Source organism: Streptomyces sp. NPDC002463, assembly GCF_042889835.1.
GTDB lineage: Bacteria > Actinomycetota > Actinomycetes > Streptomycetales > Streptomycetaceae > Streptomyces > Streptomyces nymphaeiformis.
On record NZ_JBIARL010000026.1, the window covers coordinates 42,423 to 61,272 of the forward strand.

An 18,850-nucleotide genomic window follows, 5' to 3' on the forward strand; every position below is an offset into this window, starting at 1 on the left:
CCGTATGTCCATATGACCCGTATGTCCGTATGTCCGCGACGACGCGTACCGCAGCACGCATCCGCACCACCGCAGCACACCCCCGCACACTGCCCCGGAGGAGAACAGCATGGCTCGCAGCGACGTCCTGGTCGACGCGGACTGGGTCGAGGCCAACCTCGACAACCCGCAGGTCGCCATCGTCGAGGTCGACGAGGACACCTCGGCCTACGAGAAGAACCACATCCGCAACGCCATCCGTATCGACTGGACCAAGGACCTGCAGGACCCGGTCCGCCGCGACTTCATCGACCAGGAGGGCTTCGAGAAGCTCCTCTCGGCCAAGGGCATCGCGAACGACACCACGGTCGTCCTCTACGGCGGCAACAACAACTGGTTCGCCTCCTACGCCTACTGGTACTTCAAGCTCTACGGCCACCAGGACGTCAAGCTCCTCGACGGCGGCCGCAAGAAGTGGGAGCTCGACTCCCGCGACCTCGTCGCCGAGGTGCCGGCCCGCCCGGCCACCGAGTACAAGGCCAAGGCCCAGGACTCCTCCATCCGCGCCTTCCGTGACGACGTCGTCGCCGCGATCGGCTCCCAGAACCTGGTCGACGTCCGCTCGCCCGACGAGTTCTCCGGCAAGCTGCTCGCCCCGGCGCACCTCCCGCAGGAGCAGTCGCAGCGTCCCGGCCACGTGCCGAGCGCCCGCAACATCCCGTGGTCGAAGAACGCCAACGACGACGGCACCTTCAAGTCGGACGACGAGCTCAAGGCCCTCTACGAGGCCGAGCAGGTCGACCTGGCGAAGGACACCATCGCCTACTGCCGCATCGGCGAGCGCTCCGCGCTCACCTGGTTCGTCCTGCACGAGCTCCTCGAGGTCACGAACGTCAAGAACTACGACGGCTCCTGGACCGAGTACGGCTCCCTCGTCGGCGTGCCGATCGAGCTCGGCGCCAACAAGTAACCCCCACTTCTTCAGGCTTCTTCAGGACAGGACAGAGAACATGTGTGGAGCTCAGGTCGGCGGTCCCGACGTCAGCACGCTCAAGCCCGGTGAGACGGCCATCCAGGGCCAGGTGACCAAGGACGGCGAGCCCGTCACCGGTTACGTGCGCCTCCTCGACGGCTCCGGCGAGTTCACCGCCGAGGTCCCGACCTCGGCCACCGGCCAGTTCCGCTTCTACGCGGCGACCGGCGAGTGGACCCTCCGCGCGCTGGTCCCCGGCGCCCAGGCCGACCGCAAGGTCGTCGTCACCGAGACGGGCAGCCTGACGGACGTCGCCATCGCGGTGTGACGTCACACCACTGAACGGCCGGAGGGCCGTGCCTCCTGGGGGGTTGGACGCCTATTACCAGGACTAGAGGCACGGCCCTCCGGCTTCTTTCTTTCCGGGCGCGCTGCCCGGTCGTACGCTGAAGGTGTGTACGCGCGACGTCGGCACGTCTACTTCTGGATGATGGGCGCCTGCCTGGCCCTGTTCGTGGGCGCCTGGGCCGTCGTGCGGCTCTTCTCGATGCCGGCCGCCATCGGCATGTGCGTCGTCGCCATGGTCATCCCCCCGGTCGCCGCGATGATCGCGAACCGCCGGGGCCCGGAGGACCGCTGGTGGGACGATCCGTCCGGGGACCCGCAGTCGGACGAGTGGTGGGACGAGCTGGACGGCAAGAAGCGCCGGGAGTCCTGAGGGCGCGGGCGCGCCCGGAATCGTCGCCCGGAGTCCGGCGCAGCGGCTCGAAGCCTGGGAGGCCCCTTGGGGCCGAGTGGTGCGAGAGGTGCGTCGGGAGTGGGACCGCTGGTGGGACGATCCGTCCGGGGACCCGCAGCCGGACGAGTGGTGGGACGAGTCCGACGGCAAGAAGCGCCGCGAGCCCTGGCCTTCCGGCCTAGTAGACGAGCGCCTGCGTCCCGTCGGACATCGCCTCCTGGACGAAGACCTGCGCGCCGGCGATGCGGACGCCGTCCAGGACGTCCTTCTCCGTGATCTCGCGGCGCGCCGCGCACTGCGTGCAGAGCGTGATGCGTCCGGCCGCCAGGATCGAGTCGATCAGGTCCGGAAGCGGCGCGGCGTGCGGGAGGTCGAATTCCGCCGCCCGGCCGGGGAGGGCGAACCAGGCGGACTCGCCGGTCAGCCACAGCGAGACCTCGACGCCGCTCGCGACGGCGACGGCGGCCACCGTGAAGGCCTGGGAGCAGCGTTCAGGGGCGTCGGCCCCTGCGGTCACCTTGATCACGAGCTTCTTCGCCATATACCGAACTGTAATGCGCGGCACTGCAACCTCATGCGCCCCTTGCGTGTCAGCTGTGTGCGCGGGTGACGGAATCCGCGCTTCAGGTCTCGTGGGGGGACTCTTGAGTATCGAAGAAAGTATCCAAAATACGGATACAACGTCACCATCGGAGCCGGAAACGGCGACGGAACCCGCACCTCCGGTCCAGCGGCCGCGCCGCCGGATCCTCCGTACCGTCGGGCTGATCGCCGTCGCCGCCGTCATCGGCCTCGTCGGCGGCACCGCCGTCGGCTACGGCATCCAGGCCGACCGCGAACCGACCGCCCTCCCGCCGCTGAACCAGCCGGGCCTCGCGTACCCGTCGAAGCCGCTGCCGAAGGGCCAGGAGCCGGAGCCGCTGTCGGCGAAGGACGACCACCAGGCGAAGGTGCAGGGCGACCTGCGGAAGCTGCTGCTGCCGAAGCCGGCGGGGGCGCGGGCCGACGGCACGGACGGCTGGCAGTCGCTGTCCGAGTACGTCGACGACTTCACCCGCCCCCAGGCGGCGCTGGAGTTCCAGCTCGACCAGGGGATCCGGCGGAGCGCCACGCGCTCGTGGCGCGTCGGCGAGCACAAGCGCGTCCAGATCGACCTCGTGCAGTACCGCTCCACCTCCGGGAACGGAGCCCTGGAGTACGTGAAGGACCAGCAGGGCATCGCCATCGGCGAAGAGAAGTCCGGTTCCCTCGGGGAACCGGTGAAGGGCTCCGAGAACGGCCGCTACTTCGTCTATCCCGTGCAGCGCAAGGCGGGATACATGGACCTCTACCAGGCCCGCGCCTTCATCCAGCGCGGTGACATCGCGATCACCATCCTCGTCTTCGACACCGAAAAGATCGCCAAGAACGAGATCCGTTCTCTGGCCGAGCGGCAGCTGGGGCGCCTGTGAGTGAGAAGTCCGGGCGCCGCACGCGCCGGATCCTGAAGAACGTGCTGGCCGCCGTGGTCGTCCTCGGCGCCGTCGGCGGCGGTGTCGCCTACACCGCCGTCACCGTCGACCACGCCGACCGGACCGCCCCCACGGTGGCGTGGGCCGAGCCCAGCGCGTCCGCGACCCCGAAGGACCCGGCCGCCGACGTCGCCCGGGGCAGGACGTCCACGCCGATGAGCAAGCTCCTCCTGCCCGTGCCCGACGGCTACGTGCTCGGGGCGGACATCGAGGGGTACGGCAACGACGACGAGATCCCGGCGCAGCAGGCCGCGGCCCTCCTCAAGCAGACGGGCAAGTCCTTCTACGGCAAGAAGCGGCGCGAGTACGAGAAGGCGGTCGACCGGCTCGGCATCCAGGGCATGGCGATGCGTTCGTACGCCGCGCAGGACAGCTCCCTCCAGGCCGAGGTGCTGATCCTGCGGATGAAGGACAAGAAGTCGGTCCGCGAGTTCTTCGAGGTCCGCAAGGAGATGTCCGAGCTCTTCGGGCTGCGCAAGGGCCCGAAGAGCAAGGAGTACGCGAAGAACTCCGCCTGCTACCTGGGGCCCAAGCCCCCGAAGCCCGAGCAGAACGGCGTCGACGAGCGGACTCCCGACCTCCAGAAGATGACCTGCTCCGCGTACGACGGGGAGGTCATGGTCACCGTCATCGCGTTCGGTGGCGAGCCCTTCGACCAGAAGGCCGTGGCGGACCTCGTCGAGCAGCAGCTCCGCCACATCCAGTCCCCGGGGGAGTACGTATGACCGAGCAGCCGACCGAGCCGACCGAGCCGACCGAGCCGACCGAGCCGACCGAGCCGACCGAGCCGACCGGGACGGCCGGGACGGCCGCGCCCGAGGCGCCCCGCCGGTCCCGCCGGGTCCTCTGGGCCGTCGCCCGCTGGACCGCCGCCGTCGTCGTGTGCGGTGGCGTGGGCGCCGGTACCGCCATGGGCATCACCGCCCTCGACCGGAACGACGTGCCCGGTCTGGAGACCCGGAGCGACGGCCGCTGGGAGTACCCGCAGCTCCGGCTCCCCGCCCTGCCGGTGGACCGGCCCCGCCCCTTCACCGAGAGCAACGACGGCGAGATCCACTACGCCGACGTGCGCGCCCTGCTGCTGCCCGCGCCGGCCGGCGCGACGCCCGACCCGAAGCTGAACGGCGGCTTCGTGCCCACCGACTCGTACCTCTCCCTGTACGGGAAGGAGTCCCGCGACGAGGTGAAGCGGGCCCTGACGGACTCCACCCTGCGGCACATCGCCGCCCGGGGCTGGACGACTCCGGACGGCACCCGTACCAGCATCCACCTGCTGCGGTTCAGTTCGGTGGCATTCGCCGAGGCGTTCAAGGACGAGGTGGTGGAGGCGGGCGCCGCGGACGGCCCGAAGGCCCTGCCGGACGGGGTGGAGGGCCTCGCCCTGGACAACTTCGCGGACGACATCGGCGTATCCGGCACGAGCGTGTACGTCTTCCGGGAGAAGAAGCCGTACGGCCCCGAGCAGGTCCGCTGGGCCTACGTCCAGGCCGGCGACACCCTCGCGCTGATCGCCCAGACCCGCAAGGGCGAGGCGCTCGCGGTGCCGTTCCAGCAGACCGTCACCCTGCAGAACCAGCTGCTCGGCTGATCGTCCGCGAGACCCACCTCACCGAGTGGGCCGGACCCCCGCCCACTAAGCTGGGGTCCGGCCCGTTCCGCCTTCACCGCTCAGTCGAGGAGCACCCCATGATCGCTTTCTTCGAAACCCTCCTGGTCCTGGTCGCCGTCGGCGTGATCGCCTTCGCCGGTCTGACCGTGAAGAAGCTGTACCAGGGCCAGCGCTAACCACTTCTAGAGAACGCCAGAGCTGCTCATGATCGAGATTCCGTCCGACCTCAACCCGGACCTCGTCCCCCTCGCGTTCCTGCTCGGCACGTGGGAGGGCGCGGGCGTCTCCGACTTCCCCGGCGCCGAGAAGTGCAACTTCGGCCAGTCCGTGACCTTCAGCCACGACGGCCGGGACTTCCTCGAGTACCGCTCCCACTCCTGGGTCCTGGACAACGACGGCAACAAGGTCCGCCCGCTGGAGAGCGAGAGCGGCTACTGGCGGATCGACAAGGACCGCAAGGTCGAGGTCGTCATGGTCCGCGACCAGGGCATCGTCGAGATCTGGTACGGCGAGCTCGCCGACCAGAAGCCGCAGATCGACCTGGTGACGGACGCCGTCGCCCGGACCGCGGCCTCGGACGCGTACAGCGGCGGCAAGCGGCTCTACGGCTACGTGAAGAGCGACCTGATGTGGGTCGGCGAGAAGGCGACCCCCGAGGTCCCGCTCCGCCCGTACATGTCGGCGCACCTGAAGAAGGTCGTCACGCCGGAGGAGGTCGCGGAGATGGCCCGCAACCTGCCCGACATGCCGGACGACGGCATCGCCTTCTTCCGCTAGACACCTGGGGGCGTTCACCGCGTCCTCCTACACTGGGGGGCGTGGTGAGCACCGACTGGAAGAGCGACCTGCGGCAGCGCGGCTACCGGCTGACGCCGCAGCGCCAGCTTGTCCTGGAGGCCGTGGACAAGCTGGAGCACGCGACCCCGGACGACATCCTGTGCGAGGTCCGCAGGACGGCCTCCGGGGTGAACATCTCCACCGTGTACCGGACCCTGGAGCTCCTGGAGGAGCTCGGGCTGGTCTCCCACGCGCATCTGGGGCACGGGGCGCCGACCTACCACCTCGCCGACCGGCACCACCATCTGCACCTGGTCTGCCGGGACTGCTCCGAGGTGATCGAGGCGGACGTCGAGGTGGCCGCCGAGTTCACGGGGAAGCTCCGCGAGACCTTCGGGTTCGAGACGGACATGAAGCACTTCGCGATCTTCGGGCGCTGCCGCGACTGTTCGAACAAGGACGCTGCCGCCGAGTCGTAGGCTCTGTCGTATGAAGAGCCCCCTGCTGTCCTTGCCCGGCGCCGTCCCCGCCGAAGGCCGCGACGAAGGCGTCGCCGCGCACTACGGCGACCTGTTCCGTGAGCAGCGCGCCCTCGCCGAAGGCAACGGCTTCGTCGACCTCTCGCACCGCGGAGTCGTCGCCGTCTCCGGTGACGACCGGCTGAGCTGGCTGCACCTGCTCGTCACCCAGCACATGACCGAGCTGCCGCCCGGTCAGGCGACCGAGGCGCTGATCCTCTCCGCGAACGGGCACATCGAGCACGCCCTGTACCTCGTCGACGACGGCGAGACGGTGTGGGCGCACGTCGAGCCGGGGACGCGCGAGGAGCTCGTCGCGTACCTGGAGTCGATGAAGTTCTTCTACCGGGTCGAGGTCGCCGACCGGACCGACGACTTCGCCGTCGTCCACCTTCCGGCCGGGTCCATCGCCGAGGTGCCCGAAGGCGTCGTCGTACGGGAGACCCCGCACGGCCGTGATCTGTTCCTGCCCCGCGCCGACCTGGAGTCCTTCGCGGCCTCGCACGGGCCGGCCGCCGGGATCCTCGCGTACGAGGCGCTGCGCGTCGAGGCGCACCGGCCGCGGCTCGGCTTCGAGACCGACCACCGGACCATCCCGCACGAGGTCGGCCTCATCGGCAGCGCCGTCCACCTCCAGAAGGGCTGCTACCGGGGCCAGGAGACCGTCGCCCGGGTGCAGAACCTGGGGAAGCCGCCGCGCCGCCTGGTCTTCCTGCACCTGGACGGCAGCGAGGTCCTGCTGCCCGCCCACGGCACCCCGCTCCGCCTCGCGGCCGACGGGGAGGAGGGCCGGCAGCTCGGCTTCGTGACGACGGCCGTCCGTCACCATGAACTCGGCCCGATCGCCCTGGGCCTGCTGAAGCGGAACGTGCCCGTGGACGCCCCGCTGATCGCCGGCACGACGGCCGCCGCGCAGGAGACCGTCGTCGAGCCCTAGACCTCCAGCAGCACCGTGAACGGGCCGTTGTTCGTGAGGGAGACGCTCATCTTCGCTCCGAAGCGGCCCGTCTCCACGTGCGCGCCCAGGGCGCGCAGCCGGGCGACCACCTCGTCGACGAGGGGCTCGGCGACCGGGCCGGGGGCCGCGGCGTTCCAGGTGGGGCGGCGGCCCTTGCGGGCGTCTCCGTAGAGGGTGAACTGGGAGATGACGAGCAGCGGCGCGTTCACGTCGGAGCACGACTTCTCGCCGTCCAGTACCCGGACGGACCAGAGCTTTCTGGCCAATTGGGCGGCCTTCTCCGGGGTGTCGTCGTGGGTCACCCCGACCAGGACGCACAGCCCCTCGCCGGTGATCTCCCCGACGGTCTCCCCTGCGACGACGACGCTCGCGCCGTCCACCCTCTGCACCACAGCTCGCATGCGCACCAACCTACCGAGCGGGCCACGGGCCGGAGGACGAGGGGCCGAACGGGTGCAGAGCGCCTGCATTCGCACGTGCAGGAGTGGCACCATGCGTGTCAGGCGGTGCGGCCGACCGCACCGGTCGAGGGGACGATTCTCATGAGTGCACCTGGCACCGGGCCGACGCCGTCCGGCCCCGTACCGCTGATCCGCTCCGGAACCCGCGGCGGAGGACCCGTGACGCGCCCACCCGTGCAGCGGACCGCCGAGCCGGAGGAGCGGACGCAGCCCGAGCTCGGCGCCCTGCGGCTGCCGGAACTGCGCGCGCTGCGCCGGGACGCGCAGAGCGACGAGGCCGACCTGAGTTACGTACGCCGGATGCTCCAGGGCCGGATCGACATCCTGCGGGCCGAGCTGGCGCGGCGGACCGATCCGGAGGCGCCGGTCCTCGACCGGCTCTCCGAGATCCTCGCCGACGTGCCCTCGCGGCACCGCAGCTCGGCGCGGCACGTGACGCTGTCGACGCCGCGCGGCGAGGAGTACCGGCGGCTCGCGACCGAGATGCTGTCGGAGGTCGCGCTGTCGGACCTGACGGCCCGCACCGATGACGAGCTGCACGCGGCGATGGGCCGGCTCGCGGGGTACGAGCAGCAGGTCTCGCGCCGCCGCCAGCACCTCCAGCGGACCGCCGACGACTGCAGCGCGGAGATCGCCCGCCGCTACCGCGAGGGCGAGGCCCAGGTCGACGACCTGCTCGCCTGAGGCGCGCCTGAGGGCGGGGCGCCGGCCCCGCGGTACGCCTGGACTGCGGTGCGCGGCCGGCGCCGTCGTACGGGGAAGGGCCCGTGCGGCGCCGCCCGCCCGCACGGGGGAAAACCCCGTGCGGGGCCTGTCGCGGCGGTCGTAGGGTCGGGGGATGAGCCTCGACGTGCGTGCCGTGACGGAGTCCGAGTTCCGCGACTGGCAGCGGGCGCTGCGCACCGGGTTCCTCAGGACTCCGGTCGTCTCCGACGCGGAGGTCGCCGACCGGCTGGCGGCCGCGGACCTCACGCGGACGCTCGGCGTCTTCGACCGGGACCGGATCGTCGGGACCTTCCGGTCCTTCGGGCAGGAGGTCAGCACGGTCGGCGGGGGCAGTCTCACCGCCGACGCGATCACCCAGGTCACGGTCTCGCCGACGCACCGCAGGCGCGGGCTGCTCGGCCGGATGATGGCCATGGACCTCGCCGCCGCGAAGGAGCGGGGCGACGCGATCGCGACGCTGATCGCCGCCGAGTACCCGATCTACGGGCGCTTCGGCTTCGGTGCGGCGAGCTGGGCCGCCGAGTGGAGCGTCGACGTGAACCGCTCCGGTCTCGACCCGCGCCGCTCGGGCCGCCCGGAGGACGGCGGACGGATCGATCTGACGGACGGCGACGAGATCCGGAAGACCGGCCCCGAGGTGCACCGCCGGCTGGCCGGCGTCCGCGCGGGGGTCACGAACCGTGACGCGCGCGACTGGGAGCAGGGCACCGGCCTCGGCTACCAGAGCCACCCGTGGCGGGAGCCGTACTACGCGGTGTACCGGTCGGAGTCCGGTGAGGTCGAGGGGTACGTCGCGTACTCCGCCGACGACAAGTGGGACGACGCGAAGCGCCCGCAGAACACGGCGACCGTACGGGACCTCATCGCCGTCACCCCCGCCGCCGAGCGCGCCCTGTGGCACTACGTCTGCTCGATCGACTGGATCGCCACGGTCCGCACCGGATACCGGGCGCCCGACGACCTGCTGCCGCTGCTCCTGCCCGACCCGCGTGCGGCCCGGCTGCTGACGTACGCGGACATGCTGTGGGTCCGGGTCCTGGACGTGGTCCGGGTCCTGGAGAGCCGGACGTACCCGGTGGAGGACGGCCTCGTCCTGGAGGTGCGGGACGCCGGCGGGCCGGCCGGCGGGCGCTTCCGGCTCGACGCGTCCCCGGCGGGCGCGGCCTGTGCGCCCACGTCCACGCCGGCCGATCTCGCCCTCGACGTCGCGGAGGTGAGCACGCTCGCGTTCGGCGACGAGTCGGCGGTACGGCTGTCCCGGCTCGGGCGCGTGGAGGAGCTGACGGCCGGTGCGGCCGCCCGCGCCGACCTGCTGTTCCGTACCCCGCTGCGGCCCTTCTCGCCCGACGTCTTCTGAGGCCCGGCCGCCATAGGATGGGCGCCCCCGAACGAAGGAGGCGCCGCGTGGCGGAGGACGGTGTGGCCGGCCCGGACGGTCTGCGCGAGCGGAAGAAGGCGCGGACCCGGCAGGCCCTCTCGGACGCGGCGATCGCGCTCTTCCTGGAGAAGGGTTTCGACGCGGTGTCCGTCGCGGAGGTGGCCGCCGCCGCCGAGGTCTCGAAGCCGACCCTCTTCCGCTACTTCCCCGCCAAGGAGGACCTGGTCCTCCACCGGTTCGCCGACCACGAGGACGAGTCCGCGCGCGTGGTGGCGGGGGGACGGGCGGACGGCAGGGCGCCGCTCGACGCGCTGTGCGAGCACCTGCTCGCGGGCCTTCGGCGGCGCGATCCGGTGACCGGGCTCTGCGACGTGCCGGCGGTCCTCGCGTACCACCGGCTCCTGTACGGGACGCCGGCCCTGCTCGCCGGGATCCACGCCTACCAGCAGCGTTCGGAGGCCGCCCTCGCGCGGGCGCTCGGCGGCGACCCCCTGACGGCGCGGCTCGCGGCCGGGCAGATCACGGCCGTGCTGCGGATCCTGGCGAACGAGAACGTGGCACGCCTGACGGCCGGAGAGGCGCTCGACGCGGTGGCGCGGGACGCGACGGCCGCGGCGCGGGAGGCGTTCCGGTCGCTGCGGGAGGGGCTGCCGTACTGACCGCCGACCTGTGACTCGGTAAAAAATGTAACCCGGTAACGTTTTCCGTTAGGCTCGACGGAATGACGTCACTGGACCTTGAGCTCGCCCGCGAACGCTCCCACCACGACGACTGCCGCGCCGCCCTGATCCGCATGACCGAGGACGTCGTCGAGCAGGTCGTCACCGGCGAGGACGTCGCCGCCTCCGGCGCCGACGCCGAAGCCCTCGGCCGCCACCTCCGCAGCCGCGCCAAGGAGATGCGCGAACAGCCGCCCGGACCCCTGTTCTTCGGGCGCCTCGACCGCGAGGACGGCCAGATCCACCACATCGGCCGCCGCCGGATCGCCGAGCACCCGGCCGCCCCGCCGCTCGTCGTCGACTGGCGCGCGCCCGTCTCCCGCGCCTACTACCAGGCCGGCCCGCACGACCCGCAGGGCGTCCTGCGCCGCCGCCGCTTCGGCTGGGCCCCGAACAGCGCGGGCGCGACCGAGGACCTGACCGCCCTGGAGGACGAACGCCTCGACGGAGGCGGGGGCGGTACGGGGATGGTCAGCGCCCTGCTCACCGGGGAGATCGAGCGCCCCCGGGTGGGTCCCATGCGGGACATCGCCGCCACCATCCAGCCCGAACAGGACGACCTCGTACGCTCCGAGCCCGCCGCCTCCCTGTGCGTGCAGGGCGCGCCCGGCACCGGCAAGACCGCCGTGGGCCTGCACCGGGCCGCGTACCTCCTCTACACGCACCCGCAGCGGATCCGCCGCTCCGGCCTCCTCGTCCTCGGCCCCCACCGGGCCTTCCTCTCGTACATCGCCGAAGTGCTGCCCTCGCTGGGCGAGACCGGGATCCGGCAGGCCACCCTCGACGACGAGATCGCCCGCCACCCGGTCCGGGCGGAGGACGACGAGGCGGCGGCCCTGGTCAAGCACGACGCCCGGATGGCGGGCGTGCTGCACCGCGCGCTGTACGGCAGGGTCGACCCGGCCCCGGCGGAGGACCTGGCCGTCCCCGACGGCTCGTACCACTGGCGGCTTCCCGCGGCGCAGCTCGCCGCGATCGTCTCGGCCGTACGGGAGGAGGCGCCGCCCTACGCGACCGGCCGCGAACGCGTCCGCGCCCGGATCGTCAGGGCCCTCCAGCTCCGGGCCGAACGCCGCTCGGGGCCGATGGGCGCGGCCTGGGCGCGGCGGATCGAGCGGGCGCGGGCGGTGACGGCGTTCCTCGACCGCTGCTGGCCGAAGGTGACCCCGGAGGAGGTCCTCGCGGGCGTCCTGACGGACCCGACGGGCGCGGCCCTGCCGGGCGGTGGCCGGACGGACCCGGCCGATCCGGTGCTCACTGGCGTCCTGACGGACCCGGTCGACCCGGTGCTCGCGGCCGCCTCGGCCGGTCCGGTCGACGGGCTGCTCACGGCCGATGAGCTCGCCGCGATCCGGTGGGCGCGGCCGCCGCGTTCGTACCGTTCGGCGCGGTGGACCGCCGCCGACCTCGTCCTCCTCGACGAGCTCGCGGGGCTGATCGAACGCCCCGAGAGCTACGGGCACGTCGTCGTCGACGAGGCGCAGGACCTCTCGCCCATGCAGTGCCGGGCCATCGCCCGCCGCACCGAGTTCGGTTCGCTCACCGTCCTCGGGGACCTCGCCCAGGGCACCACCCCGTGGGCGGCCCGCGACTGGGACGAGCAGCTGGCGCACCTGGGCAAGCCCGGGACGCCCGTCGTGCCGCTCACCCTCGGCTACCGCGTCCCGGCGGCGATCGTCGACCTCGCCAACCGGCTCCTTCCGCGGCTCGGCGCCGGCGTGCCCGCGGGACGTTCGGTGCGCCGGGACGGCGAGGTGACGGTCCACCGGGCGACGGAGCTCGCCGCCGGGGTCCGCGAGGCCGTGCGGGCCGCGCTCGCGGCGGAGGGTTCGGTGGGGGTCATCACGGCCGACCACCTCGTCGACGTGGTGGCCGAAGAGGTGAAGGGGTGCGGGGAGCGGGTGTCCGTGCTGCCCGCGACCGTCGTCAAGGGCCTGGAGTTCGACCACGTCGTGGTCGTCGAACCGGCCGCGATCGTGGCGGCCGAGGCGCGCGGCCTGAACCGGCTGTACGTGGTGCTCACCCGGGCCGTGTCGCGCCTGGCGCTGGTGCACGAGGCGGAGCTTCCGGAGTGTCTGGACCCCCGTACAGGGAGGTGAGTTCGGCGCCGATCCGGGCGAGAGCGGTGCGGGCCCCGGGCGGGTCGAGGAGCTCGACGCGGGCGCCGAGGCCGGCCAGCTGCGCGGCGACGACCTCGGGGGACGGGCCGTCGGCCTCGATGGCCGTCCAGCCGTCCGGGCCGCGCTCCCCGTACCGTATCCGCCCGCCGAGGAGGCCCTCCAGGACGGACTCCGTGCCCGGGGCGGCGCGGCCCCGGACGGTCGCGGCGACCAGCCGGTCCTCCATGCGGGCGGCGAGCGCGCGCCAGGCGGTGGCGAGGTCGAAGCCCTCGGGGCGTACGGCCGGGGCGCCGGTCTCGGTCACCGAGGTGACGCGGGAGACCCGGAAGGTGCGCAGGCCGTCCGCCGTGTCCGCGAGGAGGTAGCGGACCCCGGACTTGGCGGCGATCCCGAGCGGCTGGACGGTCCGCTCGCGGGGCTCGTGGCCGGGGCGGGCGTACCCGATGCGCAGCTCCCGCTCCTCGACCACCGCCCGCTGGAGCGGCGCGAGTCGGGCCTCCTCGGTGTCCGCCCCCGCCCAGTCGGTGCCGTCGGCGATCCCGGCGCGGGCGGCGGCCTCGGCGCCCGCGCGGAGGGGTGCGGGGAGGGCCCGTACGAGCTTGCGGAGAGCGGTCCTGGTCTGCGGGCCCGCGTCGGCGTCGGACCCGGTGAGCAGGAACAGCTCGCGGATCTCGGGAGCCGTCAGGCCGGTCAGATCGGTACGGGCTCCGCCGACCAGCGACCAGCCGCCGCCCTGCCCCGCCTGCGAGTACACCGGGATCCCGGCGCTCGCGAGCGCTTCGAGGTCGCGGCGGGCCGTGCGCTCGGACACGCCCAGTTCGGCGGCGAGTTCGGCGGCGGTGACCCGCTGCCGGGTCTGCAGGAAGAGCAGGGCGGCGACGAGTCGGTCGGCTCTCATGCGGCCATTGTCATCTGCCGGGTGGCCTCGGCGACGCGGGGGCGCAGGACGGTGAGGGCGACGGCCAGGGCGAGGAGCAGGAGCCCGGCGCCGACGCCGAAGGCGAGGTGGTAACCACCGGTCAGGGCCTGGGCGTCGGGCTCTCCCGTCGCTGTCAGGGATTCGGTACGGGCGGCGGCCAGGGTGGAGAGGACGGCGACGCCGATGGCCATGCCGATCTGCTGGGTGGTGTTGAAGAGGCCGGAGGCAAGGCCCGCGTCCGCCTCCTCCGCGCCGGCCATGGCGAGCGCGGTGAGGGCGGGGAGGGCGAGGCCGAAGCCGGCCGCGAGCAGCATCACGGGGAGCAGGTCGGTGGCGTACGAGGCGTGGACGGGGACGCGGGCCAGCAGGCCGAGGACGCCGACGAGCAGCACGAGGCCCGTGACCAGGATGTTCCGCTCGCCGAAGCGGGCGATGAGCGGGGCCGAGACGCCGAGCGAGACGGCGCCGATGACGAGCGCGGCGGGCAGCATCGCGAAGCCGGTCCCGGCGGCTCCGTACCCGAGGACCTTCTGCAGGTAGAGGGCGACGAGGACCTGGAAGGAGAAGAGAGCGGCGACCATCAGCATCTGGACGGCGTTCGCGCCGGCGACGCTGCGGGAGCGGAGGATCCGCAGCGGCATGAGGGGGTTCGCGGCCTTCGCCTGGCGGATCAGGAAGCCGGCGATGAGGACGAGGGCGAGGGCCCCGAAGCCGAGGGTGTGTGCCGAACCGGCCCCGTACTCCTCGATCTTGACGACGGCGTAGATCCCGGCCATGAGCCCGGCGGTCACGAGCAGCGCGCCGAGGACGTCGGCGCCGGCGCTCAGGCCCTGGGCGCGGTCGGAGGGGAGGGCGCGGACGGCGACGAGGACGGTGGCGACGCCGATGGGGAGGTTGATGAAGAAGATCCAGTTCCAGGCGAGGGCATCGGTGAGGACACCGCCGAGGACCTGGCCGAGGGAGGCGCCGGCGGCGCCGGTGAAGCTGAACACGGCGATGGCGCGGGCGCGTTCGCGGGGTTCGGTGAAGAGCGTGATGAGGACGCCGAGGCCGACGGCGGAGGCCGTCGCGCTGCCGACGCCCTGGAGGAAACGGGCGGCGATCAGGACGGCGGGGGAGGCGGCGACGCCGGCGAGGAGCGAGGCGGCGGTGAAGATCCCGGTGCCCGCGAGGAACATCCGCTTGCGGCCGACGAGGTCGCCGAGGCGGCCGGCGAGGAGGAGGAGCGAACCGAAGGCGATCAGGTAGGCGTTGACGACCCAGCTGAGGCCGACGGGGGTGAAGCCGAGGTCGCCCTGGATGGCGGGCATGGCGACGGTGACGATGCTGCCGTCGAGGACGGTCATGAGCATGCCGGTGGCGAGGACGGCGAGGGCGAGGCGGGGGCTGGTGGCGGGCATGGGGATCTCTCCTGTTCGTCGGAGGCGACAGGAGAGACGCTAGCAGAAGGTTTTGTTGCGGACTATTTTTTACGGGAGGAGTTCGGGTCTCATGTGCGCTGGCGGGCGCGGCGGGCGGGCCGGGGGCTCTCGACGGGTGTCGCGAGGTGCTCGGCGGCCAGCCGGCCGAGGGCGCGCACGAGAACCTCGCGCTCGTCGTCGGGCAGGGAGGAGAGGGCGCTCTCGTGCACCCCGTCGACGATCAGCTGGCTCTGGCGGGCGACCTCCGCCCCCGCCTCGGTCACCGCGATGATCCGCGCGCGGCGGTCGGTGGCGGACGGCCTGCGCTCGGCGAGCCCGGCCTTCTCCAGGGCGTCGACGGTCACCACCATCGTGGTCTTGTCCATGTCCCCGATCTCGGCGAGCTGCGCCTGGGTCCGCTCCTCCTCGAGCGCGTGCACCAGCACGCAGTGCATCCGCGCGGTGAGCCCGATCTCCCCGAGCTCGGCGGCCATCCGCGTCCGGAGGACGTGGCTGGTGTGATCGAGGAGGTAGGAGAGGTCGGGCTCGGTACGGGTGGGGGCCATGGAGGTCATGCCTGCCAGCGTAACGAGAACCGATCCGTGACGGATCGTCGCGAAGCGGACGAGTCCGGGCCGCGCCTGCCGGGCCCGCGCCGGCCGGGGCGGTGCCCACTGCCGTGTGGGCGATCGCCCCGGCGGAACGATTGCCCACAACGGCGGGGCGCGGGCCCGTAGCGGGTGCGGCTACACGCCTCGTGTGCCGTCGATGCGTTCTCGGATGAGGTCCGCGTGGCCGTTGTGGCGGGCGTACTCCTCGATCAGGTGGATCAGGACCCACCGCAGGGAGACCGTGCCGCGCCACCCGTCCTCGCCCGTGACATCGAGGTGCGGGGCCTCCGCCGTGAAGCGGTCGGAGTAGGCGACCGCCGCGCGCCAGGCCTCCCAGGCCTCCGTGACGGACGCCGGGTCCGCCGAGGCCTCGTCGAAGTCCCCGTCCGGGGAGTCCGGCGAGGAGAAGAGGGGGCGCGCGTCCCGCTCCCCGGCGAGCACCTCGCGGAACCAGTGGCGCTCGACGTCGGCGAGGTGCCGGACCAGGCCGAGCAGGGAGAGGGTGGACGGTTCCGCCGGCGTCGCCGCCAACTCCTCTCCGAGGCCCGCGCACTTCAGGACCAGGGTCGCCCGCTGGTCCGCCAGGAACCCTGCGAGCATGGGCAGTTCGTCCCCGGTCGCGGGGCCGGTGAAGCGCCCCGGGCCCGGGGCCGCCGTCTCGTCGAGGACGTCCGACCGGCGTCGTCTCTGCTCGTCAACTGTCATGATTTTCCTCCCCGTTGGACCTTGGGTCCATGCTGGCACGACTGCGCCCCGCCCGCGGCTGCGGATTGCACGGTGCGGCGCCTCCGTCGTCGCGGGCGACTCGCACGCCGAGCGCTACCTGCTGCACGCGACCCAGCCGCTCAGCGGAGAGCGCTGGTGGGCGTTCGCCACGAACGCCGACACCGGCAACCCGGGCACCCTGAAGGTCTTCGCGATCTGCGCGAAGGTGGTCAGCACCCCGGCCCTGACCGCGCCCGTCAGCGGCTGACCGCTCCCGCGGAACCGGTGCAGGCGCTCGGCCGGGGTGTCCCGGTCGAGCGCCTGGCGTGGTCGGTGGTCCGGCTGTCGGGCCGGAGGGGGTCAGGCCTTGGGCCGGGCGAAGCGGATCATGTTGCCGGACGGGTCGCGGAAGGCGCAGTCGCGGACGCCGTAGTGCTGGTCGACCGGCTCCTGGAGGACCTCGCCGCCGGCCGCCCGGACGCGCTCGAAGGTGGCGTCGACGTCCTCGGTCGAGAAGATCACGCCGCGCAGGTGGCCCTTGGCGAGGAGCTCCTTGACCGCCTCGCGGTCGGCCTCCGAGGCGCCCGGGTCGGGCAGCGGGGTCTCCAGGACGACCGCCACGTCCGGCTGCGTGGACGACCCGAGGGTCACCCAGCGCATCCCCTCGTAGCCGACGTCGTTGCGGACCTCGAGGCCGACGGCGTCGCGGTAGAAAGCGAGCGCCTTGTCGGCGTCGTCGACGGTGATGAAGCACTGCGAGAGCTTGATGTCGTTCATGACGTCGACGCTACGGCGGAGCCGCTCGATCCCGCTTCTCCGTTCCTGATCGCTTCGCCTCTGCCCTTCACCGGCCGGGTGAGCACCTTGGCCACGCACGCAGGCATCGCCGTGCCCTCCTCGTGCGCCCGCGCCCGGTACGCGCTCGGCGTCTCGCCGACCAGCTCCGTGAAGCGCGAGCTGAACGACCCGAGCGACGTACAGCCGACCTCGAAGCAGACCTCCGTCACGCTCAGGTCCCCCCGCCGCAGCAGCGCCTTCGCCCGCTCGACGCGCCGCGTCATGAGGTAGCTGTACGGCGTCTCGCCGAACGCCGTGCGGAAGCTGCGCGCGAAGTGCCCCGTCGACATCAGGGCGACCCTGGCCAGGGCAGGGACGTCCAGCGGTGACGCGTACTCGCGGTCCATCGTGTCCCGCGCGCGGCGCAGGCGTTTCAGGTCGTCCAGGTCCACGCCGCCCAGCATGGCACGGCGCCGAGCGCACGACTATTGCAAGCACCTGCTTGCAATAGTTAGCAAAGGCTGGCATGGTCGGGGCATGGCATCGCTCAACGTCGGCAATCTCGGTGAGTACCTCCGCGAACAGCGGCGGACCGCGCAGCTCTCCCTGCGGCAGCTCGCCGACGCCGCCGGGGTGTCGAATCCGTACCTCAGCCAGATCGAGCGCGGGCTGCGCAAGCCCAGCGCCGAGGTCCTGCAGCAGGTCGCGAAGGCGCTGCGGATCTCCGCCGAGACGCTCTACGTACGGGCCGGGATCCTCGACGAGAAGGAGCGGGAGGAGCTGGAGACGCGCGCCGTCATCCTGGCCGATCCCTCGATCAACGAGCGGCAGAAGCAGGTGCTGCTCCAGATCTACGACTCCTTCCGCAAGGAGAACGCCGCCGAGGTCGCCGCCGAGCAGGCGGCCGCCGCGCCCGATGCCGCACCGCCCTCGATCTAGTACGTCACATCCGGGAGGAACACCAGCATGGCCATCATCGACGAACTGCGTACCCCTCTCTACTTCGCCGCCGGCACCGCCGACCTCGCCGTGCAGCAGGCCAAGAAGGTTCCCGGCCTGATCGAGCAGCTCGCCGCCGAGGCGCCCGCGCGCATCGACGCCGTACGGAAGACCGACCCGAAGGCCGTGCAGGAGAAGGTGTCCACGCAGGCCAAGGAGGCCCAGGCCACCGTGCAGTCGAAGCTCGCCGAGGTCGTCGGCAGCCTCGACACCGACCTCAAGAAGCTCGGCGAGACCTGCCAGGACCTGGCCCTGCGCGGGGTGGGCGTCGCCGCCGAGTACGCGGTCAAGGCGCGCGAGAAGTACGAGGAGGTCGCCGCCCACGGCGAGGAGGCCGTCAAGGCGTGGCGCGGCGAGGTCGCCGAGGAGATCACCGAGATCGCCGTCGTCGTCGAGCCGGAGCCGGAGGCCGAGCCCGAGGCGAAGCAGGACGAGCCCGCCAAGCCCGCGCGGAAGACCACCGCCCGCAAGGCCCCCGCCAAGAAGACGGCCGCCGCCGAGAAGGAGTAGGGCCGGGCACCAATTCGGGTACGCGGTGCGTTGTACCGGGTACCTTGACCGCGAGGCGCTCCATCCATTTCCACTAGGCGGTGCTCAGCATGTTGCGCGCGGGATTCGACTCCCTTCTCAATCTGGTGATCTTCCTGATCTTCACCGGCTTCGCCGTCGCCGCGCTCGTCTTCGCCGCCATGGCGCGCGAGGACGCCTACCGCGCCGCCGACAAGCAGACGAAGAAGTTCTGGCTGATCATCCTGGGCATCAACCTTGCCCTGAACCTGCTCCTGCCGATGCTGTTCCTGCAGATCGCGGGCCTGATCGCCGCCATCGTCTTCATGGTGGACGTGCGCCCCGCGCTCGCGCAGGTCTCCGGCGGAGGCCGGGGCGGCCGCCGTGGCGGCGGCTCCAGCAGCGACGGACCGTACGGCCCCTACAACGGCGGCCGGTAGAGCAAGTACGACGACGACAGGACC

24 protein-coding genes and 1 pseudogene are annotated in these 18,850 nt (G+C 72.3%); 17 read left to right on the forward strand and 8 right to left on the reverse strand.

Translation table 11 applies throughout. The features are described 5' to 3' along the window. The first annotated feature begins 109 nt into the window (after positions 1-109). From ACFYX3_RS36170 to ACFYX3_RS36180, 3 genes and pseudogenes are all read left to right on the forward strand, one after another. Positions 110-949, forward strand: a complete 840-nt coding sequence (locus ACFYX3_RS36170; RefSeq protein ID WP_116159750.1) for a sulfurtransferase — start codon at positions 110-112, stop codon at positions 947-949. A 40-nt stretch (positions 950-989) separates the two neighbouring features. After that, positions 990-1,280, forward strand: a complete 291-nt coding sequence (locus tag ACFYX3_RS36175; RefSeq protein WP_086826831.1) for a DUF1416 domain-containing protein — start codon at positions 990-992, stop codon at positions 1,278-1,280. 114 nt (positions 1,281-1,394) lie between these two features. After that, a pseudogene (locus ACFYX3_RS36180) lies at positions 1,395-1,670 on the forward strand (DUF3099 domain-containing protein); the annotation flags it as partial. 199 nt (positions 1,671-1,869) lie between these two features. On the opposite strand, the gene ACFYX3_RS36185 reads toward ACFYX3_RS36180, so the two are convergent. After that, positions 1,870-2,232 carry a DsrE family protein gene (locus ACFYX3_RS36185; protein ID WP_116159748.1) on the reverse strand — a complete coding sequence of 121 codons (363 nt, stop codon included), beginning with the start codon at positions 2,230-2,232 and terminating at the stop codon, positions 1,870-1,872. A gap of 103 nt (positions 2,233-2,335) precedes the next feature. Here ACFYX3_RS36185 and ACFYX3_RS36190 point away from each other — a divergent pair, with 103 nt between their 5' ends. The 6 genes from ACFYX3_RS36190 to ACFYX3_RS36215 all read left to right on the forward strand — a co-directional run bounded on the left by ACFYX3_RS36190 (position 2,336) and on the right by ACFYX3_RS36215 (position 7,043). After that, positions 2,336-3,142 carry a hypothetical protein gene (locus ACFYX3_RS36190; RefSeq protein ID WP_389023072.1) on the forward strand — a complete coding sequence of 269 codons (807 nt, stop codon included), beginning with the start codon at positions 2,336-2,338 and terminating at the stop codon, positions 3,140-3,142. Next, positions 3,139-3,927: a hypothetical protein gene (locus ACFYX3_RS36195; protein ID WP_389023075.1), complete on the forward strand. Its 789-nt coding sequence runs from the start codon at positions 3,139-3,141 to the stop codon at positions 3,925-3,927. The genes ACFYX3_RS36190 and ACFYX3_RS36195 overlap by 4 nt, the downstream gene beginning before the upstream one ends. Then, positions 3,924-4,790 carry a hypothetical protein gene (locus ACFYX3_RS36200; protein ID WP_389023078.1) on the forward strand — a complete coding sequence of 289 codons (867 nt, stop codon included), beginning with the start codon at positions 3,924-3,926 and terminating at the stop codon, positions 4,788-4,790. Before ACFYX3_RS36195 ends, ACFYX3_RS36200 begins: the two co-directional genes overlap by 4 nt. Positions 4,791-5,015: 225 nt before the next feature. Further along, positions 5,016-5,588, forward strand: coding sequence for an FABP family protein (locus ACFYX3_RS36205; protein ID WP_116159745.1), 573 nt, complete (start codon positions 5,016-5,018; stop codon positions 5,586-5,588). A 41-nt stretch (positions 5,589-5,629) separates the two neighbouring features. Next, positions 5,630-6,067, forward strand: a complete 438-nt coding sequence (locus tag ACFYX3_RS36210; RefSeq protein WP_382661846.1) for a Fur family transcriptional regulator — start codon at positions 5,630-5,632, stop codon at positions 6,065-6,067. Between the two features lie 10 nt (positions 6,068-6,077). After that, a complete protein-coding gene (locus ACFYX3_RS36215; protein ID WP_389023081.1) occupies positions 6,078-7,043 on the forward strand; it encodes a YgfZ/GcvT domain-containing protein in 966 nt (321 codons plus the stop codon). Here ACFYX3_RS36215 and dtd read toward each other — a convergent pair. Then, positions 7,040-7,465: a D-aminoacyl-tRNA deacylase gene (dtd, locus tag ACFYX3_RS36220; RefSeq protein WP_116159742.1), complete on the reverse strand. Its 426-nt coding sequence runs from the start codon at positions 7,463-7,465 to the stop codon at positions 7,040-7,042. The two genes, ACFYX3_RS36215 and dtd, sit on opposite strands and share 4 nt — an antisense overlap. Positions 7,466-7,606: 141 nt before the next feature. On the opposite strand from dtd, the gene ACFYX3_RS36225 reads away from it, so the two are divergent. The 4 genes from ACFYX3_RS36225 (at position 7,607) to ACFYX3_RS36240 (ending at position 12,447) form a co-directional block, all read left to right on the forward strand. Beyond that, positions 7,607-8,209: an ABC transporter substrate-binding protein gene (locus ACFYX3_RS36225; RefSeq protein WP_389023085.1), complete on the forward strand. Its 603-nt coding sequence runs from the start codon at positions 7,607-7,609 to the stop codon at positions 8,207-8,209. A gap of 154 nt (positions 8,210-8,363) precedes the next feature. Then, positions 8,364-9,608: a GNAT family N-acetyltransferase gene (locus ACFYX3_RS36230; protein ID WP_389023090.1), complete on the forward strand. Its 1,245-nt coding sequence runs from the start codon at positions 8,364-8,366 to the stop codon at positions 9,606-9,608. 17 nt (positions 9,609-9,625) lie between these two features. Continuing rightward, positions 9,626-10,288, forward strand: a complete 663-nt coding sequence (locus ACFYX3_RS36235; RefSeq protein WP_389023093.1) for a TetR/AcrR family transcriptional regulator — start codon at positions 9,626-9,628, stop codon at positions 10,286-10,288. Between the two features lie 62 nt (positions 10,289-10,350). Continuing rightward, the gene (locus ACFYX3_RS36240; RefSeq protein WP_389023096.1) at positions 10,351-12,447 is read left to right on the forward strand and encodes a HelD family protein; all 2,097 of its coding nucleotides are present in this window, start codon (positions 10,351-10,353) and stop codon (positions 12,445-12,447) included. Here the strand turns inward: ACFYX3_RS36240 and ACFYX3_RS36245 are convergent. The 4 genes from ACFYX3_RS36245 to ACFYX3_RS36260 all read right to left on the reverse strand — a co-directional run bounded on the left by ACFYX3_RS36245 (position 12,368) and on the right by ACFYX3_RS36260 (position 16,103). Next, a complete protein-coding gene (locus tag ACFYX3_RS36245; RefSeq protein WP_389023100.1) occupies positions 12,368-13,366 on the reverse strand; it encodes a helix-turn-helix transcriptional regulator in 999 nt (332 codons plus the stop codon). The two genes, ACFYX3_RS36240 and ACFYX3_RS36245, sit on opposite strands and share 80 nt — an antisense overlap. Beyond that, positions 13,363-14,787: an MFS transporter gene (locus ACFYX3_RS36250; protein ID WP_389023103.1), complete on the reverse strand. Its 1,425-nt coding sequence runs from the start codon at positions 14,785-14,787 to the stop codon at positions 13,363-13,365. Before ACFYX3_RS36250 ends, ACFYX3_RS36245 begins: the two co-directional genes overlap by 4 nt. A gap of 89 nt (positions 14,788-14,876) precedes the next feature. Continuing rightward, positions 14,877-15,362 (reverse strand): MarR family winged helix-turn-helix transcriptional regulator, encoded by a 486-nt coding sequence (locus tag ACFYX3_RS36255; protein WP_389023106.1) that lies wholly within the window; start codon positions 15,360-15,362, stop codon positions 14,877-14,879. Between the two features lie 171 nt (positions 15,363-15,533). Continuing rightward, on the reverse strand, positions 15,534-16,103 hold the full coding sequence (locus ACFYX3_RS36260) for a DinB family protein (RefSeq protein ID WP_389023109.1): 570 nt from the start codon (positions 16,101-16,103) through the stop codon (positions 15,534-15,536). Between ACFYX3_RS36260 and ACFYX3_RS36265 the strand changes: the two genes are divergently transcribed. Then, positions 16,102-16,371 (forward strand): hypothetical protein, encoded by a 270-nt coding sequence (locus ACFYX3_RS36265; protein ID WP_389023112.1) that lies wholly within the window; start codon positions 16,102-16,104, stop codon positions 16,369-16,371. The genes ACFYX3_RS36260 and ACFYX3_RS36265 overlap by 2 nt on opposite strands. A gap of 92 nt (positions 16,372-16,463) precedes the next feature. Here ACFYX3_RS36265 and ACFYX3_RS36270 read toward each other — a convergent pair whose 3' ends face one another. Both ACFYX3_RS36270 and ACFYX3_RS36275 read right to left on the reverse strand, forming a co-directional pair. Further along, entirely contained in the window at positions 16,464-16,880 is a 417-nt protein-coding gene (locus tag ACFYX3_RS36270; protein WP_389023115.1) for a VOC family protein, read from the reverse strand. Further along, positions 16,877-17,344 carry a helix-turn-helix domain-containing protein gene (locus ACFYX3_RS36275; RefSeq protein WP_376590033.1) on the reverse strand — a complete coding sequence of 156 codons (468 nt, stop codon included), beginning with the start codon at positions 17,342-17,344 and terminating at the stop codon, positions 16,877-16,879. The genes ACFYX3_RS36270 and ACFYX3_RS36275 overlap by 4 nt, the downstream gene beginning before the upstream one ends. A 73-nt stretch (positions 17,345-17,417) precedes the next feature. Between ACFYX3_RS36275 and ACFYX3_RS36280 the strand changes: the two genes are divergently transcribed. The 3 genes from ACFYX3_RS36280 (at position 17,418) to ACFYX3_RS36290 (ending at position 18,826) form a co-directional block, all read left to right on the forward strand. Beyond that, complete coding sequence (locus tag ACFYX3_RS36280) at positions 17,418-17,819, forward strand: helix-turn-helix domain-containing protein (protein ID WP_389023119.1); 402 nt, start codon at positions 17,418-17,420, stop codon at positions 17,817-17,819. A 27-nt stretch (positions 17,820-17,846) separates the two neighbouring features. Continuing rightward, positions 17,847-18,389 carry a hypothetical protein gene (locus ACFYX3_RS36285; protein WP_389023122.1) on the forward strand — a complete coding sequence of 181 codons (543 nt, stop codon included), beginning with the start codon at positions 17,847-17,849 and terminating at the stop codon, positions 18,387-18,389. 89 nt (positions 18,390-18,478) lie between these two features. Continuing rightward, the gene (locus ACFYX3_RS36290) at positions 18,479-18,826 is read left to right on the forward strand and encodes a DUF2516 family protein (RefSeq protein ID WP_382661863.1); all 348 of its coding nucleotides are present in this window, start codon (positions 18,479-18,481) and stop codon (positions 18,824-18,826) included. Positions 18,827-18,850 lie beyond the last annotated feature (24 nt).

Coding starts and splice junctions, on each gene's coding strand:
- ACFYX3_RS36250 (WP_389023103.1), bottom strand. CDS start 14,787: ATGCCCGCCACCAGCCCCCGCCTCGCCCTCGCCGTCCTCGCCACCGGC.
- ACFYX3_RS36230 (WP_389023090.1), top strand. CDS start 8,364: ATGAGCCTCGACGTGCGTGCCGTGACGGAGTCCGAGTTCCGCGACTGG.
- ACFYX3_RS36170 (WP_116159750.1), top strand. CDS start 110: ATGGCTCGCAGCGACGTCCTGGTCGACGCGGACTGGGTCGAGGCCAAC.
- ACFYX3_RS36245 (WP_389023100.1), bottom strand. CDS start 13,366: ATGAGAGCCGACCGACTCGTCGCCGCCCTGCTCTTCCTGCAGACCCGG.
- ACFYX3_RS36175 (WP_086826831.1), top strand. CDS start 990: ATGTGTGGAGCTCAGGTCGGCGGTCCCGACGTCAGCACGCTCAAGCCC.
- ACFYX3_RS36185 (WP_116159748.1), bottom strand. CDS start 2,232: ATGGCGAAGAAGCTCGTGATCAAGGTGACCGCAGGGGCCGACGCCCCT.
- ACFYX3_RS36290 (WP_382661863.1), top strand. CDS start 18,479: ATGTTGCGCGCGGGATTCGACTCCCTTCTCAATCTGGTGATCTTCCTG.
- ACFYX3_RS36200 (WP_389023078.1), top strand. CDS start 3,924: ATGACCGAGCAGCCGACCGAGCCGACCGAGCCGACCGAGCCGACCGAG.
- ACFYX3_RS36265 (WP_389023112.1), top strand. CDS start 16,102: ATGATTTTCCTCCCCGTTGGACCTTGGGTCCATGCTGGCACGACTGCG.
- ACFYX3_RS36280 (WP_389023119.1), top strand. CDS start 17,418: ATGGCATCGCTCAACGTCGGCAATCTCGGTGAGTACCTCCGCGAACAG.
- ACFYX3_RS36205 (WP_116159745.1), top strand. CDS start 5,016: ATGATCGAGATTCCGTCCGACCTCAACCCGGACCTCGTCCCCCTCGCG.
- ACFYX3_RS36235 (WP_389023093.1), top strand. CDS start 9,626: ATGGGCGCCCCCGAACGAAGGAGGCGCCGCGTGGCGGAGGACGGTGTG.
- ACFYX3_RS36270 (WP_389023115.1), bottom strand. CDS start 16,880: ATGAACGACATCAAGCTCTCGCAGTGCTTCATCACCGTCGACGACGCC.
- ACFYX3_RS36225 (WP_389023085.1), top strand. CDS start 7,607: ATGAGTGCACCTGGCACCGGGCCGACGCCGTCCGGCCCCGTACCGCTG.
- ACFYX3_RS36285 (WP_389023122.1), top strand. CDS start 17,847: ATGGCCATCATCGACGAACTGCGTACCCCTCTCTACTTCGCCGCCGGC.
- ACFYX3_RS36255 (WP_389023106.1), bottom strand. CDS start 15,362: ATGACCTCCATGGCCCCCACCCGTACCGAGCCCGACCTCTCCTACCTC.
- ACFYX3_RS36260 (WP_389023109.1), bottom strand. CDS start 16,103: ATGACAGTTGACGAGCAGAGACGACGCCGGTCGGACGTCCTCGACGAG.
- ACFYX3_RS36240 (WP_389023096.1), top strand. CDS start 10,351: ATGACGTCACTGGACCTTGAGCTCGCCCGCGAACGCTCCCACCACGAC.
- dtd (WP_116159742.1), bottom strand. CDS start 7,465: ATGCGAGCTGTGGTGCAGAGGGTGGACGGCGCGAGCGTCGTCGTCGCA.
- ACFYX3_RS36215 (WP_389023081.1), top strand. CDS start 6,078: ATGAAGAGCCCCCTGCTGTCCTTGCCCGGCGCCGTCCCCGCCGAAGGC.
- ACFYX3_RS36275 (WP_376590033.1), bottom strand. CDS start 17,344: ATGCTGGGCGGCGTGGACCTGGACGACCTGAAACGCCTGCGCCGCGCG.